We start from the raw sequence: 15,774 nt of genomic DNA, 5'->3' as shown, positions 1-15,774 counted from the left end.
TGTCCGAACCCGACCGGCCGGCAACGGCGCTCGCGCACCTGTCAGGCGTCGAAATGTGGATTGCGTCGGCCCCAACACCGTCGCTACCGTGACGCCAGGTCATGAGTGCCAGCGCGAAGCCCCGGCTTGCTGGCCGGCAACCCTCCTACGCGGGTGGGGTGCTCCGGGTGAGGACCCGGCCCGGCACAGGGTGTGCCCGGCAAGTCGCGGACGGAGCACTCCCCTGCCATTCCCCACGAGACTGACCGCGCCGCTGCTCGACGGTGAACGTGTCCGGCTGGAGCCACTGGAGCACCGGCACGCCGCGGACCTGGCCAGAGCAGCCGAGGAGAACCGGACCTCGTACCGCTTCACCTGGGTACCCACCGCGGGCGAGGTGAGCGACTACATCGATGCGCAGCTGGCCCGGGCCGCCGCCGGGAGTTTGCTGCCGTACGCGCAGGTGGCCAAGGCGTCCGGACGCGCCGTCGGGGCGACCGCCTACTGGGATCCGCGGCTGTGGCCGGACCGCGACGAGTTGTGCGCGGTCGAGGTCGGTTTCACCTGGCTGGCCGCTTCGGCCCAGGGCAGCGGGCTGAACACCGAGGCCAAGTTCCTGCTGTTCGCCCACGCGTTCGAGCAGTGGCGGGTGGCCCGCGTCGACCTCAAGACCGACGCGCGCAACGCGCGCTCCCGCGCGGCGATCGAGGGGGTGGGAGCGCAGTTCGAGGGCGTACTGCGCTGCTGGTCGCGGTCCTGGGCGCCGGGTGAGGAGGGCCTGCTCCGGGACTCCGCGATGTACTCCATCCTCGCCTCGGAATGGCCGGCCTGCCGGACCCGCCTACGGGCCCGGCTCGCCGAAGGCCGGTGACCTCGGCCGGTCCGCCGAACGCGCCAACACGCCGGCGCTTCCGCGCACGCCTCGACGAGGTCCCGGATCCTCGTGACGCTCCGGTCCCGTCCCGTCCCGGCAAGAGGTCGCACGGCGAGACCTGACGGCCTACCGGCGTGCCGTCACGTCGACGGGACGCGCCTGGTCACCGGTCGCCAGGCCAGCGCGGCCGAGGCGGGCCCGGGCGCGGGCCGTACGAATGGCGGCGGTCAGGGTCGCGATGTCGTAGGCGCCGTGGTGGCGGCGGCCGTTGATGAAGAAGGTCGGGGTGCCGGACACTGCGCTGTGGTCGGCCGAGTCGATGTCGCGGTCGATGCGAGCGGCGTGGGCGTGGCTCGTGAGCTCGTCGTGGAAGCGCTTCTGATCCAGGCCGAGGTCGGCGGCGTATCCGAGCAGATCGGTGAGGTTCAGCTTGTCCTGGTGGTCGAGCAGCAGGTCGTGCATCTGCCAGAACTTGCCCTGGGCGGCCGCCGCTTCGGCGGCCTCCGCGGCGAGCTGGGCGTGCGGGTGCACGTCCGGCAGCGGCAGGTGGCGCCACACGAAACGCAGGTCGGCGTGGCCCAGCAGCTGCCGGACGGCCGGCTCGGCCCTCCCGCAGTACGGGCACTGGAAGTCGCCGTACTGCACCAGCGTCACCGACGCGTCGGCCGGGCCGCGGACGTGGTCCCGCTGCTCGTCAACGTCGGGGATGAGGTCGGTCAGCTCCGTCATGTCGCCGAACAGCGCCCGGACGCGCGTGTCCTTGGGCAACATGTGGGTGACCCGGAACGCGGTCCAGGTCAGCACCGAGGACACGATCGCGGCGCTGAGCACCCCGACCTTGACCTCGGCCAGGTGGTCGCCGGTGAAGGCCAGGCCGGCGATCAGCAGCGACACGGTGAAGCTGACGCCGGCGATCGTGCCGCTTCCGAGCACGCCCGCCCAGCCCACGGCCGGACGGATGCGACCGCCTGAGACCCAGGTGAGCCCGGCCGAGGTGCCGATCACGGCGAGCGGCTTGCCGACGACATACGCGAGCAGTACGCCCCAGGTCAGAGGTGAGGTGAACGCCTGGGCCAGGAACGGACCGTCGATGCTGATGCCGGCGTTGGCCAGGCCGAACAGCGGCACGATGAGGTAGCTGGACCAGGGATGGTAGATGCGCTGAAGGCGGTCGTTGGGCGACAGCGTGTTCGCGAGGCCGATCGACGCCGTCCGCGCGAGCGTGGGCGTCGGCTGCTCACGGAACGACCGGAACAGTCCGCTGACCTGCTCGAGCTCGGCGCGGCCCGGAGAGTAGGCGAACGCGGTCAGCCCGATGGCCAGTCCGGCCACCACCGGGTCGACTCCGCTGACCAGAAGCGCGCCCCACATCACGACGGCGACCGGCGCGTACGCCGCGCCGCGTCTCACGCCGGCCGCGCGGAGGGCCAGCATGACCGCGAACGCCGCGACGGCCACCACGATGGGCGTCATTCTGATGTCGTCGCTGTAGACGAGGGCGATGACGATGAGTGCGATCAGGTCGTCGACCACGAACACGGTGAGCAGAAAGATCCGGATCTGGTCGGGCACGCCGCGACCGAGCAGTGCCAGCAGGCCCAACGCCAGAGCGGTGTCGGTCGACATGGCCACGCCCCAGCCATGCGCGCCCGGCCCACCGTGGTTGATCGCCAGGAAGACCAGCACCGGGATCAGCATGCCGATCACGCCGGCCACGGCGGGCAGCACGAATCGTCGCCGGTCGCGGAGGTCACCCAGGTCGAACTCGCGCCGCGTCTCGAGGCCGACGACCAGGAAGAACAGCGTCATCAAGCCGCTGTTGATCCAGGTGTGCAGGTCGCGGGAGAGTTCGAGGTGCCCGAGGCGTAGGGACAGTGGGGTGCGCCACAGGGCTTCGTAGGAGTTGAGGTCGATGTTGGCCCAGAGCAGTGCGGCGACGATGGCGGTCACGAGCACGCCGGCGCTGCCGGACTCGGTCCGCAGAAAGGCTCGCAGCGGGGGCGCCAGATTGCGCTTCCAGATCGTCCGGCCGCTCATCCTGGTCTCGGTCACACGTCACCTTCCGGCGCGCTGGCCGGGCCTGGATAGCTGATCAAGCCGGGCCGACGAACTCGGTCCGTACGCTCCAGGCGAACTGGATCAGCAGGGTCACCGGGGACTTCTCGGCGATCTCATGCATCACCTTCAGGTCGTCGGGGTCAGGGTCCTCGCTCAGGGTGATCGTGCGCTTGAGGTACCGCTCCGCGCCTTCCCGCACGGGCTCGTGGTATTCGATCTCGACGGTGATGTCACCGGCAGTGTCGTACTTGTAGTCGACGTACTGCCGCAGCGTCTGGGCCGTGCACGACGCGAGCGCCATCAACAGGTACTCCGTCGGCGTCGGGCCGTCGCCGAGTGCGCCGTTGTGCGGTTCATCGGCGACGAACGTGAAGCCGTGGCTGGTCATGTCCGTGCGCCGGCGCTCGGTGGCCGGAAGGACAGCTCGGGCGGATGCGATGACACGATCCTGATCGGTTTCCATCAGCCGCGCCTTCCTGTAGATCCTGGTGGTGAGGGGTCCGGGTACGCGAATCCAGCAGCGGCCGAGCCGCCGGCTGAGCGGGGCTGCGGCCGGGCGTGCCACCCCGCGACCGGGTACCTGCGCAGGCTAGCCTCTCCCGGACCGAATAGTCCACTTGATCACTGATAGTCGGAGCCGCTCAGCCCTCGACACCCGTCACCGGGAGGGTATCAAGCTGCGCTTGGGGGCGATCTCGACCCAGAAGTTCCGAGCTGATCGCGATCGACTCCGGGCCCGGAACTGGACTCACAGGTCCGGCGAGGCGGGTGTGCCGGTGCTGTTCGACGGGTCTCTCGGCCGCGATGATCTCCCGCGACGCCTCCCGGACCAGCCCGGCCGCCGACTGATCGCCGCCCGCGGCGTGCGATCGGGGCGGGCGCGTCCTCGCCGGTGCGCGCATCTCGACGATCATGCGGCGGCGCCTCGTCAGCGTGGCCGGACGGGGCGGGGTCGGGTCCGCCCAGGGCAGGTGATCCGGCATGCTGTGCCCATGAGTGGTCCGGTCATCGCCGCCGGGCGCCGCCACTCGGTGGGGCTGCGCGCCGACGGCACCGTGGTCGCGGCCGGCGCCGGCACCTCGGGTGAGTGCCGGGTCGGGGACTGGGCGCAGGTGGTCGCCGTGGCGGCGGGAAACGTGCACACGGCGCCGAACACCGGGCGTTCGCACAGCGTCGGCCTGCGCGCGGACGGCCGCGTGCTGGCGACGGGCTGGAACGGTGACGGGCAGTGTGACGTCGCGTCCTGGCGGGACATAACAGTGGTCGCCGCGGGCTGGCGCCGCACCCTGGGGCTGGCGGGTGACGGCACCGTGCTGGCCGTGGGACGGCGGCACGAGGGCGCGTGTGACGTGAGCCGGTGGCGGGAGGTGGTCGGGTTGGCCTGCGGCGACTGGCATTCGGTGGGCGTCCGGGCCGACGGGACCGCCGTCGCCGTGGGGAACAATCGGCGCGGGCAGTGCGCGGTCAACACCTGGCGGGACGTTGCCGCCGTGGCCGCCGGCTACCTGCACACGGTCGGTCTCGGCGCCGACGGGCGGGTGTCCGCCGTCGGGGACGATTCGACGGGCGCCTGCGACGTCGACGGCTGGCGGGACGTGGTGGCGGTCGCGGCCGGGAGCTACCACACCGTGGGCGTCACCGCGACCGGCCGGGTCCTGGCCGTCGGCGGCAACGACGCCGGGCAGTGCGACGTCGCGGGCTGGCGCGACATCGTCGCGGTGGCGGCCGGATCCACCCACACGCTTGGATTACGCGCGGACGGGACGGTTGTCGCCGCCGGCGACAACGCCCACGGCCAGTGCGACGTCGCCGACTGGCACGGGATCCGGTCGCCCCACTGACGACCGTCCGCCGCTATTCGATGAGCACCTTCACCGAGTCGGCCAGCCCGTCGTTGCGGTTGATGCCGACGAAGAATTCGCTCCCCACGTGGGTGACGTCCTCGATCTCGTCGGTCAGGTTGTTGCCCGGCACGCCGATGTCGCTCTCCACATCGCCGCCGGACCAGTTGTACTGGTAGATCCAGTTCCAGCCGGTGGCCGGCGTCGAGGTGTTGATGGACTTGGTGTTCCAGATGTAGTTCTCGGAGCAGTCGATGCCCTGGTCGGAACGGTTGTCGTGACTGGTCAGGTTGCTCTTCACCAGCGTCCAGCCGCTGGTGAGCGCGCCGGCGCCGGGATGGGTCCACAGGCTGCCCAGCCGTCGGGCGGCGTACTTGCCGGCCCCGCCGGCGGCCGTCGCGCTGTAGCAGAAGCCGCTGATGTTGCCGATCGGCAGCCGCACCTCGCTGGCGGCGCCGATGGATCCGTCGGCGGCCAGGCGCACGATCGTGACCTTGTCGCTCAGATACGCCGACTGGCTGCCCTGGGTGGCGATCAGCGCCGGGCCCTGGCCCAGGTAGTTCGCGTTGTAGGCCAGGTCGTTACCGTGGCCGAGGGTGGGGATGGAGGTCGGTGCCCCGGCGCAGACCCAGCTGGCGCCGTCCCAGGTGGAGCCGTCGCGCAGCCACCGGGACAGCACCGGCTCCGCGCCGGCCGCCTTGGTGAAGACGATGTAGAGCTGCCCGCCCGGACCGGCCACCATGCCCTGCATGACGGTGCGGCCCGCCTTGCACGCGCTGCTGTTCGGGATGTTCAGCCGCTCCGCGCCGGTCCGGTCGGTGGCGGCGGAGGCGGACGCCGCCGGGGCGATGGCGACGCCCACGGCGAGCACGAGCACGGACGCGACGCTTGACAACTTCTTCACTGGGCGCTTCTCCTCCAGCGGTAAGGGGAGAGCAGCGTATCAGTCAATGGGAGCTTGTCTATTTGTGTCGTCAACGTCCCGAAGCGCCACCCTCGCCCCGCCCGCTCGGTCCGGCGTGCTGTCGCGCCTGATCAGGTCGACCGAAAACCGCTGCCGGTAACCGGCTGCCGGGGTGCCGTTCAGGAGCAGGCGGGCGGCCGCTGCCGCCATGTCCTCGACCGGCAGCCGCATGGTGGTCAACTGGGGGTTGGCGCACACCGCGGCGATGCTGTCGTCGAAGCCGATGATGCTCACATCGTCGGGGATACGACGACCGGTGGCGGTGATCGCCTGCACGGCTCCGGCCGCCATCAGATCGTTCGCGACCAGCATGGCGTCGATCTCCGGATCCTGGTCGAGGAGCCGCCGTGCGGCCTGGTAGCCGCCGTCGCGATGGAAGTCACCGTCCACGCTCACGTCCACCAGGCCGAGCTGGCGCACGGCCCGGCGGAAACCGGTACGCCGGTCGCTGGCGCAGGGGTTGACTGCGGGGCCGTGGATGGCGGCGATCCGTCGACGGCCCAGCCGGTGCAGTTCGTTGACGGCGGCGATCGCACCGTCGATGTTGTCGGCCTCCATCGCGGGCACCAGCGCGGCGGTGGGCACCATCGACACGATCCGACGGCACCGCCGGTAGAACCGCGTCGCCAGGTCTGGCGTGGTGTCGGCAAGAACCGCCCCGAGCGTAGCGTTCGCGGCGATGGTCTCGATCGCTTCGGCAGCCCGCTCCCGGTCGATCGTGTGCAGCCGCAGTTGCGCGTTGACGCCTTCGAGCACCGGCATGAGGCCGGCCACGACCCGGCTGAAGTATGGATCGGTGCCCAGCCAGCCGATCGGACGGCCACAGGTCACCGCGACAACGTCGACGGCACGCTGACGACCCGAGGCCAGCGCACGGGCCACCTCGTTGGGCCGGTATCCCAGCTCGGCCACGGCCGCGTGGACGCGCGCCCGCACCAGGTCGGACGCGCCCGGCGCACCGTTGATCACGCGGGACGCCGACGCGCGGGACACCCCTGCCGCACGTGCGACGTCCTCGATGGTCGGCTTGACCTTGTTCATCGCAGCCCCCGCTCTCCGGCACGTGCGCTTGGGTGCCGAGATGCTGAACGATAGGCCAGAGAGCGCTCTCAGGTGAAGCGCTCCCACGCGGATGAGTGGGTGGGGCACGAGACGTCAGCGGCGTAGCCGGCGGCGCACGGACCGTCGTGGCCGGTGCGGAGCAGGCAGCGCCGGCCGCCGGGCATCATGGCGTCGCAGAAGACCCAGTGGCGTACGTTCTGGTCGTCCTCTGCGGAGACGGTGGTACCGCCCGGTTCGGTGCGGGGCAGCACGAGCAGCCAACGGCCGACCACCCGGGCCAGGCGCTGCGCGGCGGGCAGGTCGGCGGCAACGATCGGCAGGTGGATGACGTACCGCTGGCTCACCGCTGGTGTCCCCGGGCGTCGCGGGCGCGGGCCTGGTCGGACTGCCAGCGGCGCAGCGCGTCCTTGATGACAGCGGTCTCCCGGCGGCTGGCGGCCAGCGCGGCGTGGGCGGCGGCCAGGTCGCCGGCCACCCGGTCGAGGAAGGCATAGACCTCGCCGGGGTCGAGGCCCCGGCGCCCGAGCCCGACCGGCGGGAAGCGGCGCTCGCGCACCTGCCACGGCAGCAGACTGGGGTACGCCCCGGAGCGGTAGGTCGCTCCGCTCCCCCGGGCCGGTCGCTGGTTGCGGACCATCATGCCGCTGGCCTTCCTCTCCGTCGGATGTGGATGGGTGGGGCCGCCCGCCCTCCCCGCACGCGCGGACCCACCCGGCCCTGCCACCGCAGCTCATCAGCGGTACGGCAGCACGGCTCCTGTAGTCAGCTTGTGACACTGAGCGCCCTCCATGCAACGTTCCACTACGGATTTTTTGCTCAGTGCATTGACTTTCTTTACAGCAACGTGTAGAGGTTGCAGGGCGACGTTACGCAGTGTTGCAGGACGGAATCAGGGAGTGTTCGGGTGGCCGAGGACATCGGATCGACCGTGCCGCGCCGGCAACTCGGCCGGCTGCTGCGCCAGTACCGCACCGAGGCCGGCGTGACGCTCGACGCCGCCGCCGAGGCCCTGGAATACAGCCGACAGAAGATCTGGCGCATCGAGTGCGGCCTGGGCGCGGTCCGGGTGCTCGACGTCAAGGCCATGTGCGAGCTGTACGGGGTCTCGGCGGAGCTGACCGAGGTGATGAAGGGGCTGGCCACCGAGACCAAGTCGAAGGGCTGGTGGCACGCGTACGGGGACGCGGTGCCGAGCTGGTTCGAGCTGTACGTCGGCCTGGAATCCGCCGCCGCCCACCTGCGGGAGTACGGCGACAACCTGGTCCCGGGACTGCTCCAGACCCGAGCCTACGCACTCGGCCTCTACCAGCCGGGCAGCCGGCTGAGCGTTGAAGAACGCGAGCGCGCAGTCGAGGTGCGCCTCCAGCGACAAACACTCCTGAGCCGTAGGCTGCCGCAGCCTCCACAGCTGGACACTGTGCTGTCCGAGGCCGTGCTCCGGAGGACGGTCCGCGGGCCAGGGGTCATGACCGGGCAGCTCACCCGTCTGCTCGACGTCTCCGAGCTACCGAACGTCTCGCTGCGCGTCGTGCCGTTCTCCGCCGGGCCACACCCAGGGTCGGTCGCCGGCTCTTTCGTCATCCTCGACTTCCCCGCCACCAAGGGAGGTCGAGCCCCCGAGCCGTCCGTCGTCTACAGCGAATCCCTCACCGGGGCGCTTTACCTCGACAAGCTGGACGAGCTTCGCGCCTATGAGAACGCGTGGGCGGGCCTGGATGTGTTGGCGTTGAGTGAGGCAGAATCGAGGGACATGATCAAGAGGGTCATCGGGGAGATGCGGCATGACTGACCTGACCGGCGCCGCTTGGCGCAAGAGCACCCGCAGCGGCGACAACGGCGGCAACTGCGTCGAGGTCGCCAGTAACCTCCCCGGCGTCGTCGCCGTTCGCGACTCCAAGGACCGGGTTGGGCCTGTGCTCACCTTCCCCGCTGCCGCCTGGGCCGCGTTCACGGTTGCGGCGGGTACCGGCCACCTCGCCGGTCGTCCGCTCGCCTGAGGTCGGCCACGCCCCGCTTCGGTCGTTTCGGCTCGCCGCTGACCCCGCTCTTGTAGGTTGGCGGGGAGCGCCAGGCTGACCGCGCCTCCGCTCCCCCGGTGCGGCGTGCCAGAGGAGGCAGACGCGGTGACGTCCAGCCCGCTACCCCGGATCCTGCGCGGGCGCGGCGAGCCCGAATATCCGACGTTCCTGGAGCTCTTCTTCGACCTGGTCTACATCTTCATGCTCTCCCGGCTCTCGGTGGGGCTGGCCGAGGACCTCACCCTCCGAGGCGCGGCCCAGACCGCCGTCCTGCTGATGGCCGCCTGGTGGGTCTGGGTGTTGACCGCGTGGCTCACCGACCTGTTCAACCCCCGGCTGTCGATCATCCAGGCCACCGTCCTGGCGGTCATGTTCGGCACCCTGCTGATGGCGATCGCGGTGCCGCACGCCTTCGGCGACTACGGCTGGCTTCTCGTCGGGGCGTACTTCGCCATCCATCTCGTCCGGGACGCCGTCCTCATCCCCGGTACCCGGGTGAACCGCCTGATCCAGGCCCGGAGCATCCGGGTCTTCTTCTGGTTCGGCGTCACGGCGGTGCCGTGGGTGGCCGGGGTGTTCGTGCACGGAACGGCCCGGCTTGTGCTCTGGGCGATCGCGGTGGTGGTCGACCTCGGGTCGGCCCGGATCGGCTGGCCGACGCCGAGGCTCGGCCGCACCGAACTGGCCAGCCAGATCTTCACCGGCAGCCACCTGTCCGAGCGGCACCGGGAAATCTTCCTGATCTCCCTCGGCGAGCTGATCCTGAGCGCCGGCCTGGGGCTGGCCGGCAGCGGCTTCCAGGCCGGCCGGGTGGCCGCGAGCGCCGTCGGGTTCGCCAGCGCGGTGGTGCTTTTCCAGCTCTACTTTCACCGCGTGCGGCAGTTCCTTTCACCACCCGCCGTCACGTTGGTGGAGCGGGTTCGGCCCGGCACCTCCACCTCGTACAGCCATTTGGTGATGGTGGCCGGGGTGCTGGTGGTGTCGACCAGCGTCTCGCTGGTCGTCGACCGGCCCTTCGATGCGGCACCGGCCGCCTGGATCGCCGCCATCCTCGGCGGGCCGGCCCTGTTCCTGCTCGGGAGTTTGCTGTTCGACGCCGTGCTGACCGGACGGGTCCTCTGGTCCCGGGCACTGGGGATCGTGGTGCTGTGCGCCATCGCGCCCGTGATGGCGCTGCTTCCGCCCCTGGCCATCCTGATCGTGGCGAATCTGGTCCTGCTGCTCATCCTGGTCTGGGAGACACTGCCCGCACACGCGCGGCCGGCCCGGGTCACCGTGCCGACCGGCTGAGGGTCACCGGAGCGCCGGTGGCATCGGCGTACGGGCGTACAGGTGGGTGCTGACCAGGTTCGCCGCGGCGATCAGGGCCAGGATGCTCATGGCGAGCAGCGCGACCACGACCGGGGGCAGCAGGCCCGCGGCCGGTGTCACCCCGGCCAGCAGGACCAGCCCGGCCAGCCGGGACCGGGAGATCCGACCGAACACCGTGTAGTCCAGCACGCCGCGACCGACCAGGAACATCGCCGGTCCGCCCAGGGTGACGGCAGCCCAGGCGGGCGGGGTCTCGCCCAGGGGACGCATCACGACGAGGTGGCTGGTGACCGCCATGCCGGCGATGCCGGCCACCATGATCAGGTGGGTGACCGCGGCGGACTGGGTGAGCAGCGCCGGGTTCGTCGATCGCGCGATGGCGTCGGTCAGCAACTCGCCGGCGCGGTAGATGTAGATTCGCCAGGCCAGCACCACGATCGTGAACATCACCACCAGCGCCCAGGCCCGGTCGATCGTGTACGCGCTCAGGCTGAAGGTCGTCCCGGTCACGAAGAGGGCCGCACCGAGCGCGACGATGACGAACTGCCGGTACCGCTCGGCCACCCGCTCGCCGACCAACTGCCACTCCTGCGGCTGCGACCGCCCCAGCCTCGGCGCCGGCCAGCCGAGCGAGGCGGCGACGTACTCCACGGCGATCGTCACCGCCCAGATCATCAGGCGGGCGGGGCCGGCGGTCAGCCCGCCACCGATCCAGCCGACCGCGGCGATGGTGTACCAGAATACGATTCGGCCGCTGCGACGCGGCTCGGCCGCATCCCGCATGAGCAGGAGATAGTAGATGCTCGACCCGAGGTGCACGGCCAGGTAGGTGCCCGCGAAGAGCAGGCCCCGCCCGTCGTACGCGTCGGGCGCCGCGGCGGCCAGCAGCAGGCTGGCGGCCGCCACCCCGATGAACTGCACCTGGACCGTGGGACGCGCCAGGTCCAGGGTGTCGGCGGCCCACGTGGTCAGCGCCCAGACCAGGGTGAACGCGAGCAGCAGGACCAGCACCTCCGCGACTCCGGTCCAGCTCAGATTGGCGGCGAGCGTCTTGACCAGGGAAACCAGCGCGAAGACGTAGACCAGGTCGAAGAAGAGTTCCAGGAACGCCGGCCGCCCCGGGTCCTGCCGGCCCGGGGGCGCCGCACCGTCGTCGCCTTCCGCTAGCATCGGCCTCCTCCGGGACCGCCGCACCGTCCTCGCCAGACGACATTACGGGCACCGGTACGGCGACAGCCGCAGATCTCCCTCATGCCCCGCTATAGCGGGACCTTCCCCATCGCGAAGCGGAATCGCCGGTCCGGCGAAGGCCGGGCCGCTGGAACCGGTCCGCTCGGAGCGGTCGGGTGAGGCATGCCCGGGTGTCCGCGCGTGCAAGACTCCCCCGATGGAGGACCTGACGGCTCGGGTGCGGGCCTTCGCCGAGGACCGGGACTGGCAGCAGTTCCACACGCCGAAGAACCTCGCCATGGCGCTGGCCGGCGAGGTCGGCGAACTGCTGGCCGAGCTGCAGTGGCTCACGCCCGAGCAGGCGGCAGCGGTGATGGACGACCCCGAGAGGGGCGCACGGATCCGGGCCGAGATCGGCGACGTCATGATCTATCTGACCCGGCTCGCGGACGTCCTCGGCATCGACCTCGTGGAGTCAGCCGTCACCAAGTTGGCGGAGGTGGCCATCCGCTACCCGGTCGAACAGGCCAGAGGCTCCGCTACCAAGCGGTGACGGGGCGTGCGACCAGTTGATCTCTTCGCTACAGTCCAGCCGTACAAGCGCGTAACGACGGGCTTCCGGCCATGGCCGGACACGCCCCCCATGCGCACGATCATTTCGTGCTGCCCGGGGGCAAGTGTTGTCAGCGTTCCGCACCTCCGCCGATGGTCTGCTCCGCTACGCCACCGGCGGCACACTCTCTGATCGCATCGCCGAGCAGATCGGCCACAACGTGAGCGCCGCCGAACGCCGGTCGTGGGAGCGCAGTCTCACCGTGCTCGGCCAGGATCTGGCCGACGCCGGCCTGGGCCAGGTGGAGGTACTGGTCGAGTACCAGCTGCCGCTGACCAGCAAGCGAATCGACGTGGTGCTCGCCGGCGTGCATCCGAAAACCAGCGACGACTCCTACGTGGTGGTCGAGCTGAAGCAGTGGTCGCAGGCCGAGTCCTACGAAGGGTCCGACCGGCTGGTGCTGGTCGAACACGCTCGGGGCCCGCGCCTGCATCCCGGTGTGCAGGTCGGAGACTATTGCGAGTACCTGACCGACTTTCTCGGCGTGCTCACCCACCGCCGCAGCCCCATCGTCGGTGCCGCCTACCTGCACAACGCCGTCGACCGGGACGTGAACGACCTCTTCGTCCGGCGGCCAACCGAGCAGAGCCGGATCTTCACCAAGCAGCGCCGCGGCCAGTTCCTCGACTACCTGCGGACCCACCTGGCTCCCGCTCCGGGGACGGCCGTCGCGGACCGCTTCCTCACCAGCTCCGTCCGACCGAGCAAACACCTGCTGTCGTACGCCGCGGTCGAACTCAAGGAGCGGGCCCACTTCACGTTGCTCGACGAGCAGCGCCTGGCGTACGAGTTGGTGTTGCATGCCGTCGAGCGGGCGCGCGCCGCGGACCGCAAGTCGGTCGTGGTGGTCTCCGGCGGTCCCGGTAGCGGCAAGAGCGTCATCGCCCTGTCGGTGCTCGGGGAACTGGCCCGGCAGCAGCGCGCCGTCATGCACGCCACCGGCTCGCGCTCATTCACCCAGACCCTCCGCCGGTACGCAGGCAAGGGCTCGACCCGCCTGAAGAACCTGTTCGGCTACTTCAACAGCTTCATGACCGCCGAACGGAACGGCCTTGACGTGCTGATCTGCGACGAAGCACACCGCATCCGGGAAACATCGGTCAACCGCTTCACGCCCAAGGCGAAGCGCGAACGCGCCCGATCGCAGATCGACGAGCTGATCGCCGCCGCTCGGGTACCGGTCTTCCTTCTCGACGAGCATCAGGTCGTCAAGCCGGGCGAGCTGGGCAGCGTCGACGTCATCTCCGCGTACGCGAAGCAGCTCGACCTCGCGGTGGAGGTGGTGTCGCTGCACGACCAGTTCCGCTGCGGCGGCAGCGAGGCGTACGAGCAATGGGTCCTCGACCTGCTCGGCCTCGACGGCGGCGCACCGTCGGTCTGGCCCGGTGACGGCCGGTTCGACCTTCGCCTTGCCGAATCGCCGGAAGAGATGGAGGCGTTCCTGGCCGGGAAGCAGCGCGCCGGCGAGACGGCGCGCATGTCGGCGGGCTACTGCTGGCCATGGAGCGATCCGCGCCCGGACGACTCGCTGGTTCCCGACGTGCGGATCGGCAACTGGACCCGACCGTGGAACGTCAAGAGCGACCGCAGTGTCGGAGAGGCGCCGGGCAGCGCCTTCTGGGCGACCGACCCGAACGGGTTCGGCCAGGTCGGCTGCGTCTACACCGCACAGGGCTTCGAGTACGAGTGGTCGGGCGTCATCATCGGTCCGGACCTGGTCGCCCGCGAGGGCCGGCTCGTCACGTGCCGCGCGGAGTCGAAGGACCCGGCCTTCCGCAGCCGCAGAGTCCTCACGGACGACGAGGCCGACCGGCTGATTCGCAACACCTACAAGGTGCTGATGACCCGGGGCATGCGCGGCACCATGCTCTACTGCACCGACCCGGAAACGCGTGACTACCTGGCCACACTGATCCAGGTGCGCCGCCCGGTCGAGACGAGGTATGACGCCGCCGTCCCCGGAGCGACCGGCCCTGGCTGAGCAGGTCGGCCGACTGCTCACCGGGCTGCCCGCGCACCGGCGGTGACATCGGGACATCGCCCACGAGCCGGGCCCGCTCAGGATCGCGGAGTGGGGGCGTCCCGGATGGCGAGGGCGGCCTGCACGAGCGCGGCGTGGGTCAACGTCTGGGGATAGTTGCCCCGGTACGCCCCGGTCGCCGGGTCCACCTCCTCCGGGTAGAGGCCGAGTGGGCCGACGTAGCCGAGCAGGGCCTCGAACAGCTCGACGGCCTCGGCGCGGTGCCCGGTGCGGGCGAGGGCCTGCACGAGCCAGAACGAGCAGGGCAGGAACGCGCCCTCGGTGCCGGGGAAGCCGTCGCTGCCGGGCGGGTAGCGGTAGAGCAGCGGGCCGCCGGCCGACAGCCGTTCGCGGACGGCGTCGACGGTGCCGCGCACCCGGGGCGAGTCGGCGTCGTCCAGGTCGAGCAGCGGCAGGACGAGCAGGGCCGCGTCCAGGTGCGGGGAGCCGTAGCTGCGGACGTAGCAGCCGGCCGTGGCGTCGAAGCCGCGGCTGCGTACCTCGGCGGCGATGGCGTCGCGGGCCGTTTGCCAGCGGCGGCGCTGGCGGTCCGGCAACGGGTGGGTGTCGGCGATGCGCAGCGCGCGGTCCAGGGCGAGCCAGCCCATGAGCTTGGAGTGGACGTGCTGGGCCGGTTCGCGGACCTCCCAGATGCCGGCGTCGGGCTCGGGCCAGCAGCGGGCGACCGTGTCGGCGAAGCCGCGCACCGCCCGCCACGTCTCCCGGTCGAGGCGGTGTCCGGACTGCGCGAACGCCCACGCGGCGTCGACCACCCAGCCGTAGCCGTCGAGCTGGTGCTGGTTGGCCGCGCCGTTGCCGACGCGCACCGGGACGCTGCCGAGGTAGCCGGGCCACCCGGGCAGGTCCCGTTCCGCCGGCACCGGGCGGCCGTGCAGGGTGAGCAGCGCCGGTAGCCGGGGGCGTTGCAACCGGCTGGCGTGCAGCAGCCAGGCGAGGAAGCCGTGGGCCTCGCGGGACTTGCCGACGGCGAGGAAGGCGCTGACGCCGATGCTGGCGTCGCGGGGCCAGACGTAGCGGTAGTCCCAGTTCCGGATCCCACCGGGATCCTCGGGCAGTGACGTAGTGGGTGCGGCCACCGGCGCCTGGCAGGGCGAGTAGGTCAGCAGCCGGATGGTCAGCAGGCTCCGTACGACGTGCTCGCGGAACGGCAGCGACCGGTCGATTTCGGCGGTCCAGTCCCGCCAGCGGTGCTCGTCGCCGAGCAGCAGCTCCCAGGCGGCGTCCGGCGGGACGTGGATCAACGGTTCGCCGTGCGCCACGGACAGCACGAGGGTGACCGGCCGGCCGGGCCGGACCGTGGTCACGGTGACCCGGCCGGGCTCGACGGCGAGCGCGGGGGCGGAGTTCAGCGCGACGGCGACCGCGCCCCAGGCGCAGACCAGACCCGTCCGGCGGTGCAGCACCCGGGGCCGGGCGTGCCGTACGCCGAGGCGGGGGTCGAACTCCACGGCGACGTCGACCGCTGCCTGTTCGGCGGAGAGCCGGCGCACCAGCAGGGTCGTCGGCAGCAGGCGGCCGCTGGCCTCGGTCACCATGCCCTCGGCGAGGGTGAGCCGGCCGCCGCCGACCGCCCAGGTGGTCTCCAGGGTGGCGGTGTGTTCGCGGTAGCGGCGTGCGACGACCGTGGCGGGCCCGGCCGGGCCGACCCGGAACGTGCCCGCGTCCGGGCCGCCGACCAGCCGGCCGAAGATCGGCTCACCGTCGAAGCGCGGCACGCACAGCCAGTCGATCCCGCCGTCGGCGGCGACCAGGGCGGCCGTGCGGGTGTCCCCCAGCAGCCCGTAGTCGCGCAGGGGCGCGGGGGGTCGCCGGGACGCCGGGCCGGATTCAACGGTCATCGAGG

At 71.2% G+C, this 15,774-nt stretch carries 16 protein-coding genes and 1 riboswitch; of the genes, 7 read left to right on the top strand and 9 right to left on the bottom strand.

The window, feature by feature from the left end:
* Positions 1–97: 97 nt before the first annotated feature.
* A riboswitch (SAM riboswitch) is annotated at positions 98–212 on the top strand.
* Positions 191–850, top strand: coding sequence for a GNAT family N-acetyltransferase (locus ACIBPB_RS12400; RefSeq protein WP_396839669.1), 660 nt, complete (start codon positions 191–193; stop codon positions 848–850). (Overlaps the previous riboswitch by 22 nt.)
* 129 nt (positions 851–979) lie before the next feature.
* On the opposite strand, the gene nhaA is transcribed toward ACIBPB_RS12400, so the two are convergent.
* From nhaA to ACIBPB_RS12385, 3 genes are all read right to left on the bottom strand, one after another.
* A complete protein-coding gene (nhaA, locus tag ACIBPB_RS12395; protein WP_396839668.1) occupies positions 980–2,905 on the bottom strand; it encodes a Na+/H+ antiporter NhaA in 1,926 nt (641 codons plus the stop codon).
* 40 nt (positions 2,906–2,945) lie between these two features.
* Positions 2,946–3,374: an OsmC family protein gene (locus tag ACIBPB_RS12390; RefSeq protein ID WP_357321314.1), complete on the bottom strand. Its 429-nt coding sequence runs from the start codon at positions 3,372–3,374 to the stop codon at positions 2,946–2,948.
* Between the two features lie 178 nt (positions 3,375–3,552).
* Positions 3,553–3,825: a hypothetical protein gene (locus ACIBPB_RS12385; RefSeq protein WP_396839666.1), complete on the bottom strand. Its 273-nt coding sequence runs from the start codon at positions 3,823–3,825 to the stop codon at positions 3,553–3,555.
* A gap of 78 nt (positions 3,826–3,903) precedes the next feature.
* Between ACIBPB_RS12385 and ACIBPB_RS12380 the strand changes: the two genes are divergently transcribed.
* The gene (locus tag ACIBPB_RS12380; protein ID WP_396839665.1) at positions 3,904–4,752 is read left to right on the top strand and encodes an RCC1 domain-containing protein; all 849 of its coding nucleotides are present in this window, start codon (positions 3,904–3,906) and stop codon (positions 4,750–4,752) included.
* A 13-nt stretch (positions 4,753–4,765) separates the two neighbouring features.
* Here the strand turns inward: ACIBPB_RS12380 and ACIBPB_RS12375 are convergent, their stop codons facing one another.
* The 4 genes from ACIBPB_RS12375 to ACIBPB_RS12360 form a co-directional block, all read right to left on the bottom strand.
* The gene (locus ACIBPB_RS12375; RefSeq protein WP_396839664.1) at positions 4,766–5,656 is read right to left on the bottom strand and encodes a hypothetical protein; all 891 of its coding nucleotides are present in this window, start codon (positions 5,654–5,656) and stop codon (positions 4,766–4,768) included.
* A 39-nt stretch (positions 5,657–5,695) separates the two neighbouring features.
* The gene (locus ACIBPB_RS12370; protein WP_396839663.1) at positions 5,696–6,757 is read right to left on the bottom strand and encodes a LacI family DNA-binding transcriptional regulator; all 1,062 of its coding nucleotides are present in this window, start codon (positions 6,755–6,757) and stop codon (positions 5,696–5,698) included.
* Between the two features lie 68 nt (positions 6,758–6,825).
* Positions 6,826–7,122: a hypothetical protein gene (locus tag ACIBPB_RS12365; protein WP_396839662.1), complete on the bottom strand. Its 297-nt coding sequence runs from the start codon at positions 7,120–7,122 to the stop codon at positions 6,826–6,828.
* The gene (locus tag ACIBPB_RS12360) at positions 7,119–7,418 is read right to left on the bottom strand and encodes a DivIVA domain-containing protein (RefSeq protein WP_396839661.1); all 300 of its coding nucleotides are present in this window, start codon (positions 7,416–7,418) and stop codon (positions 7,119–7,121) included. Before ACIBPB_RS12360 ends, ACIBPB_RS12365 begins: the two co-directional genes overlap by 4 nt.
* 264 nt (positions 7,419–7,682) lie before the next feature.
* On the opposite strand from ACIBPB_RS12360, the gene ACIBPB_RS12355 reads away from it, so the two are divergent.
* The 3 genes from ACIBPB_RS12355 (at position 7,683) to ACIBPB_RS12345 (ending at position 10,086) form a co-directional block, all read left to right on the top strand.
* Entirely contained in the window at positions 7,683–8,567 is an 885-nt protein-coding gene (locus tag ACIBPB_RS12355) for a helix-turn-helix domain-containing protein (RefSeq protein ID WP_396839660.1), read from the top strand.
* Positions 8,560–8,775 (top strand): DUF397 domain-containing protein, encoded by a 216-nt coding sequence (locus tag ACIBPB_RS12350; RefSeq protein WP_396839659.1) that lies wholly within the window; start codon positions 8,560–8,562, stop codon positions 8,773–8,775. The genes ACIBPB_RS12355 and ACIBPB_RS12350 overlap by 8 nt, the downstream gene beginning before the upstream one ends.
* Before the next feature lie 126 nt (positions 8,776–8,901).
* Positions 8,902–10,086 (top strand): low temperature requirement protein A, encoded by a 1,185-nt coding sequence (locus tag ACIBPB_RS12345; RefSeq protein ID WP_396839658.1) that lies wholly within the window; start codon positions 8,902–8,904, stop codon positions 10,084–10,086.
* A gap of 3 nt (positions 10,087–10,089) precedes the next feature.
* Here ACIBPB_RS12345 and ACIBPB_RS12340 read toward each other — a convergent pair whose 3' ends face one another.
* Entirely contained in the window at positions 10,090–11,277 is a 1,188-nt protein-coding gene (locus ACIBPB_RS12340) for a low temperature requirement protein A (RefSeq protein ID WP_396839656.1), read from the bottom strand.
* Positions 11,278–11,494: 217 nt separating this feature from the next.
* Between ACIBPB_RS12340 and ACIBPB_RS12335 the strand changes: the two genes are divergently transcribed.
* Together ACIBPB_RS12335 and ACIBPB_RS12330 are read left to right on the top strand one after the other, a co-directional pair.
* A complete protein-coding gene (locus ACIBPB_RS12335; protein ID WP_396839655.1) occupies positions 11,495–11,830 on the top strand; it encodes a nucleotide pyrophosphohydrolase in 336 nt (111 codons plus the stop codon).
* Positions 11,831–11,954: 124 nt separating this feature from the next.
* Positions 11,955–13,871, top strand: coding sequence for a DNA/RNA helicase domain-containing protein (locus ACIBPB_RS12330; RefSeq protein WP_396839654.1), 1,917 nt, complete (start codon positions 11,955–11,957; stop codon positions 13,869–13,871).
* Between the two features lie 77 nt (positions 13,872–13,948).
* Here ACIBPB_RS12330 and ACIBPB_RS12325 read toward each other — a convergent pair whose 3' ends face one another.
* Positions 13,949–15,769, bottom strand: coding sequence for a glycoside hydrolase family 15 protein (locus tag ACIBPB_RS12325; protein WP_396839653.1), 1,821 nt, complete (start codon positions 15,767–15,769; stop codon positions 13,949–13,951).
* Between the last annotated feature and the right edge of the window lie 5 nt (positions 15,770–15,774).

The organism is Micromonospora sp. NPDC049836 (assembly GCF_044465125.1).
Lineage (GTDB): Bacteria > Actinomycetota > Actinomycetes > Mycobacteriales > Micromonosporaceae > Micromonospora.
The sequence above is the reverse complement of the archived record's forward strand: the minus strand, read 5'-3'. Positions and strand labels throughout refer to the sequence as shown.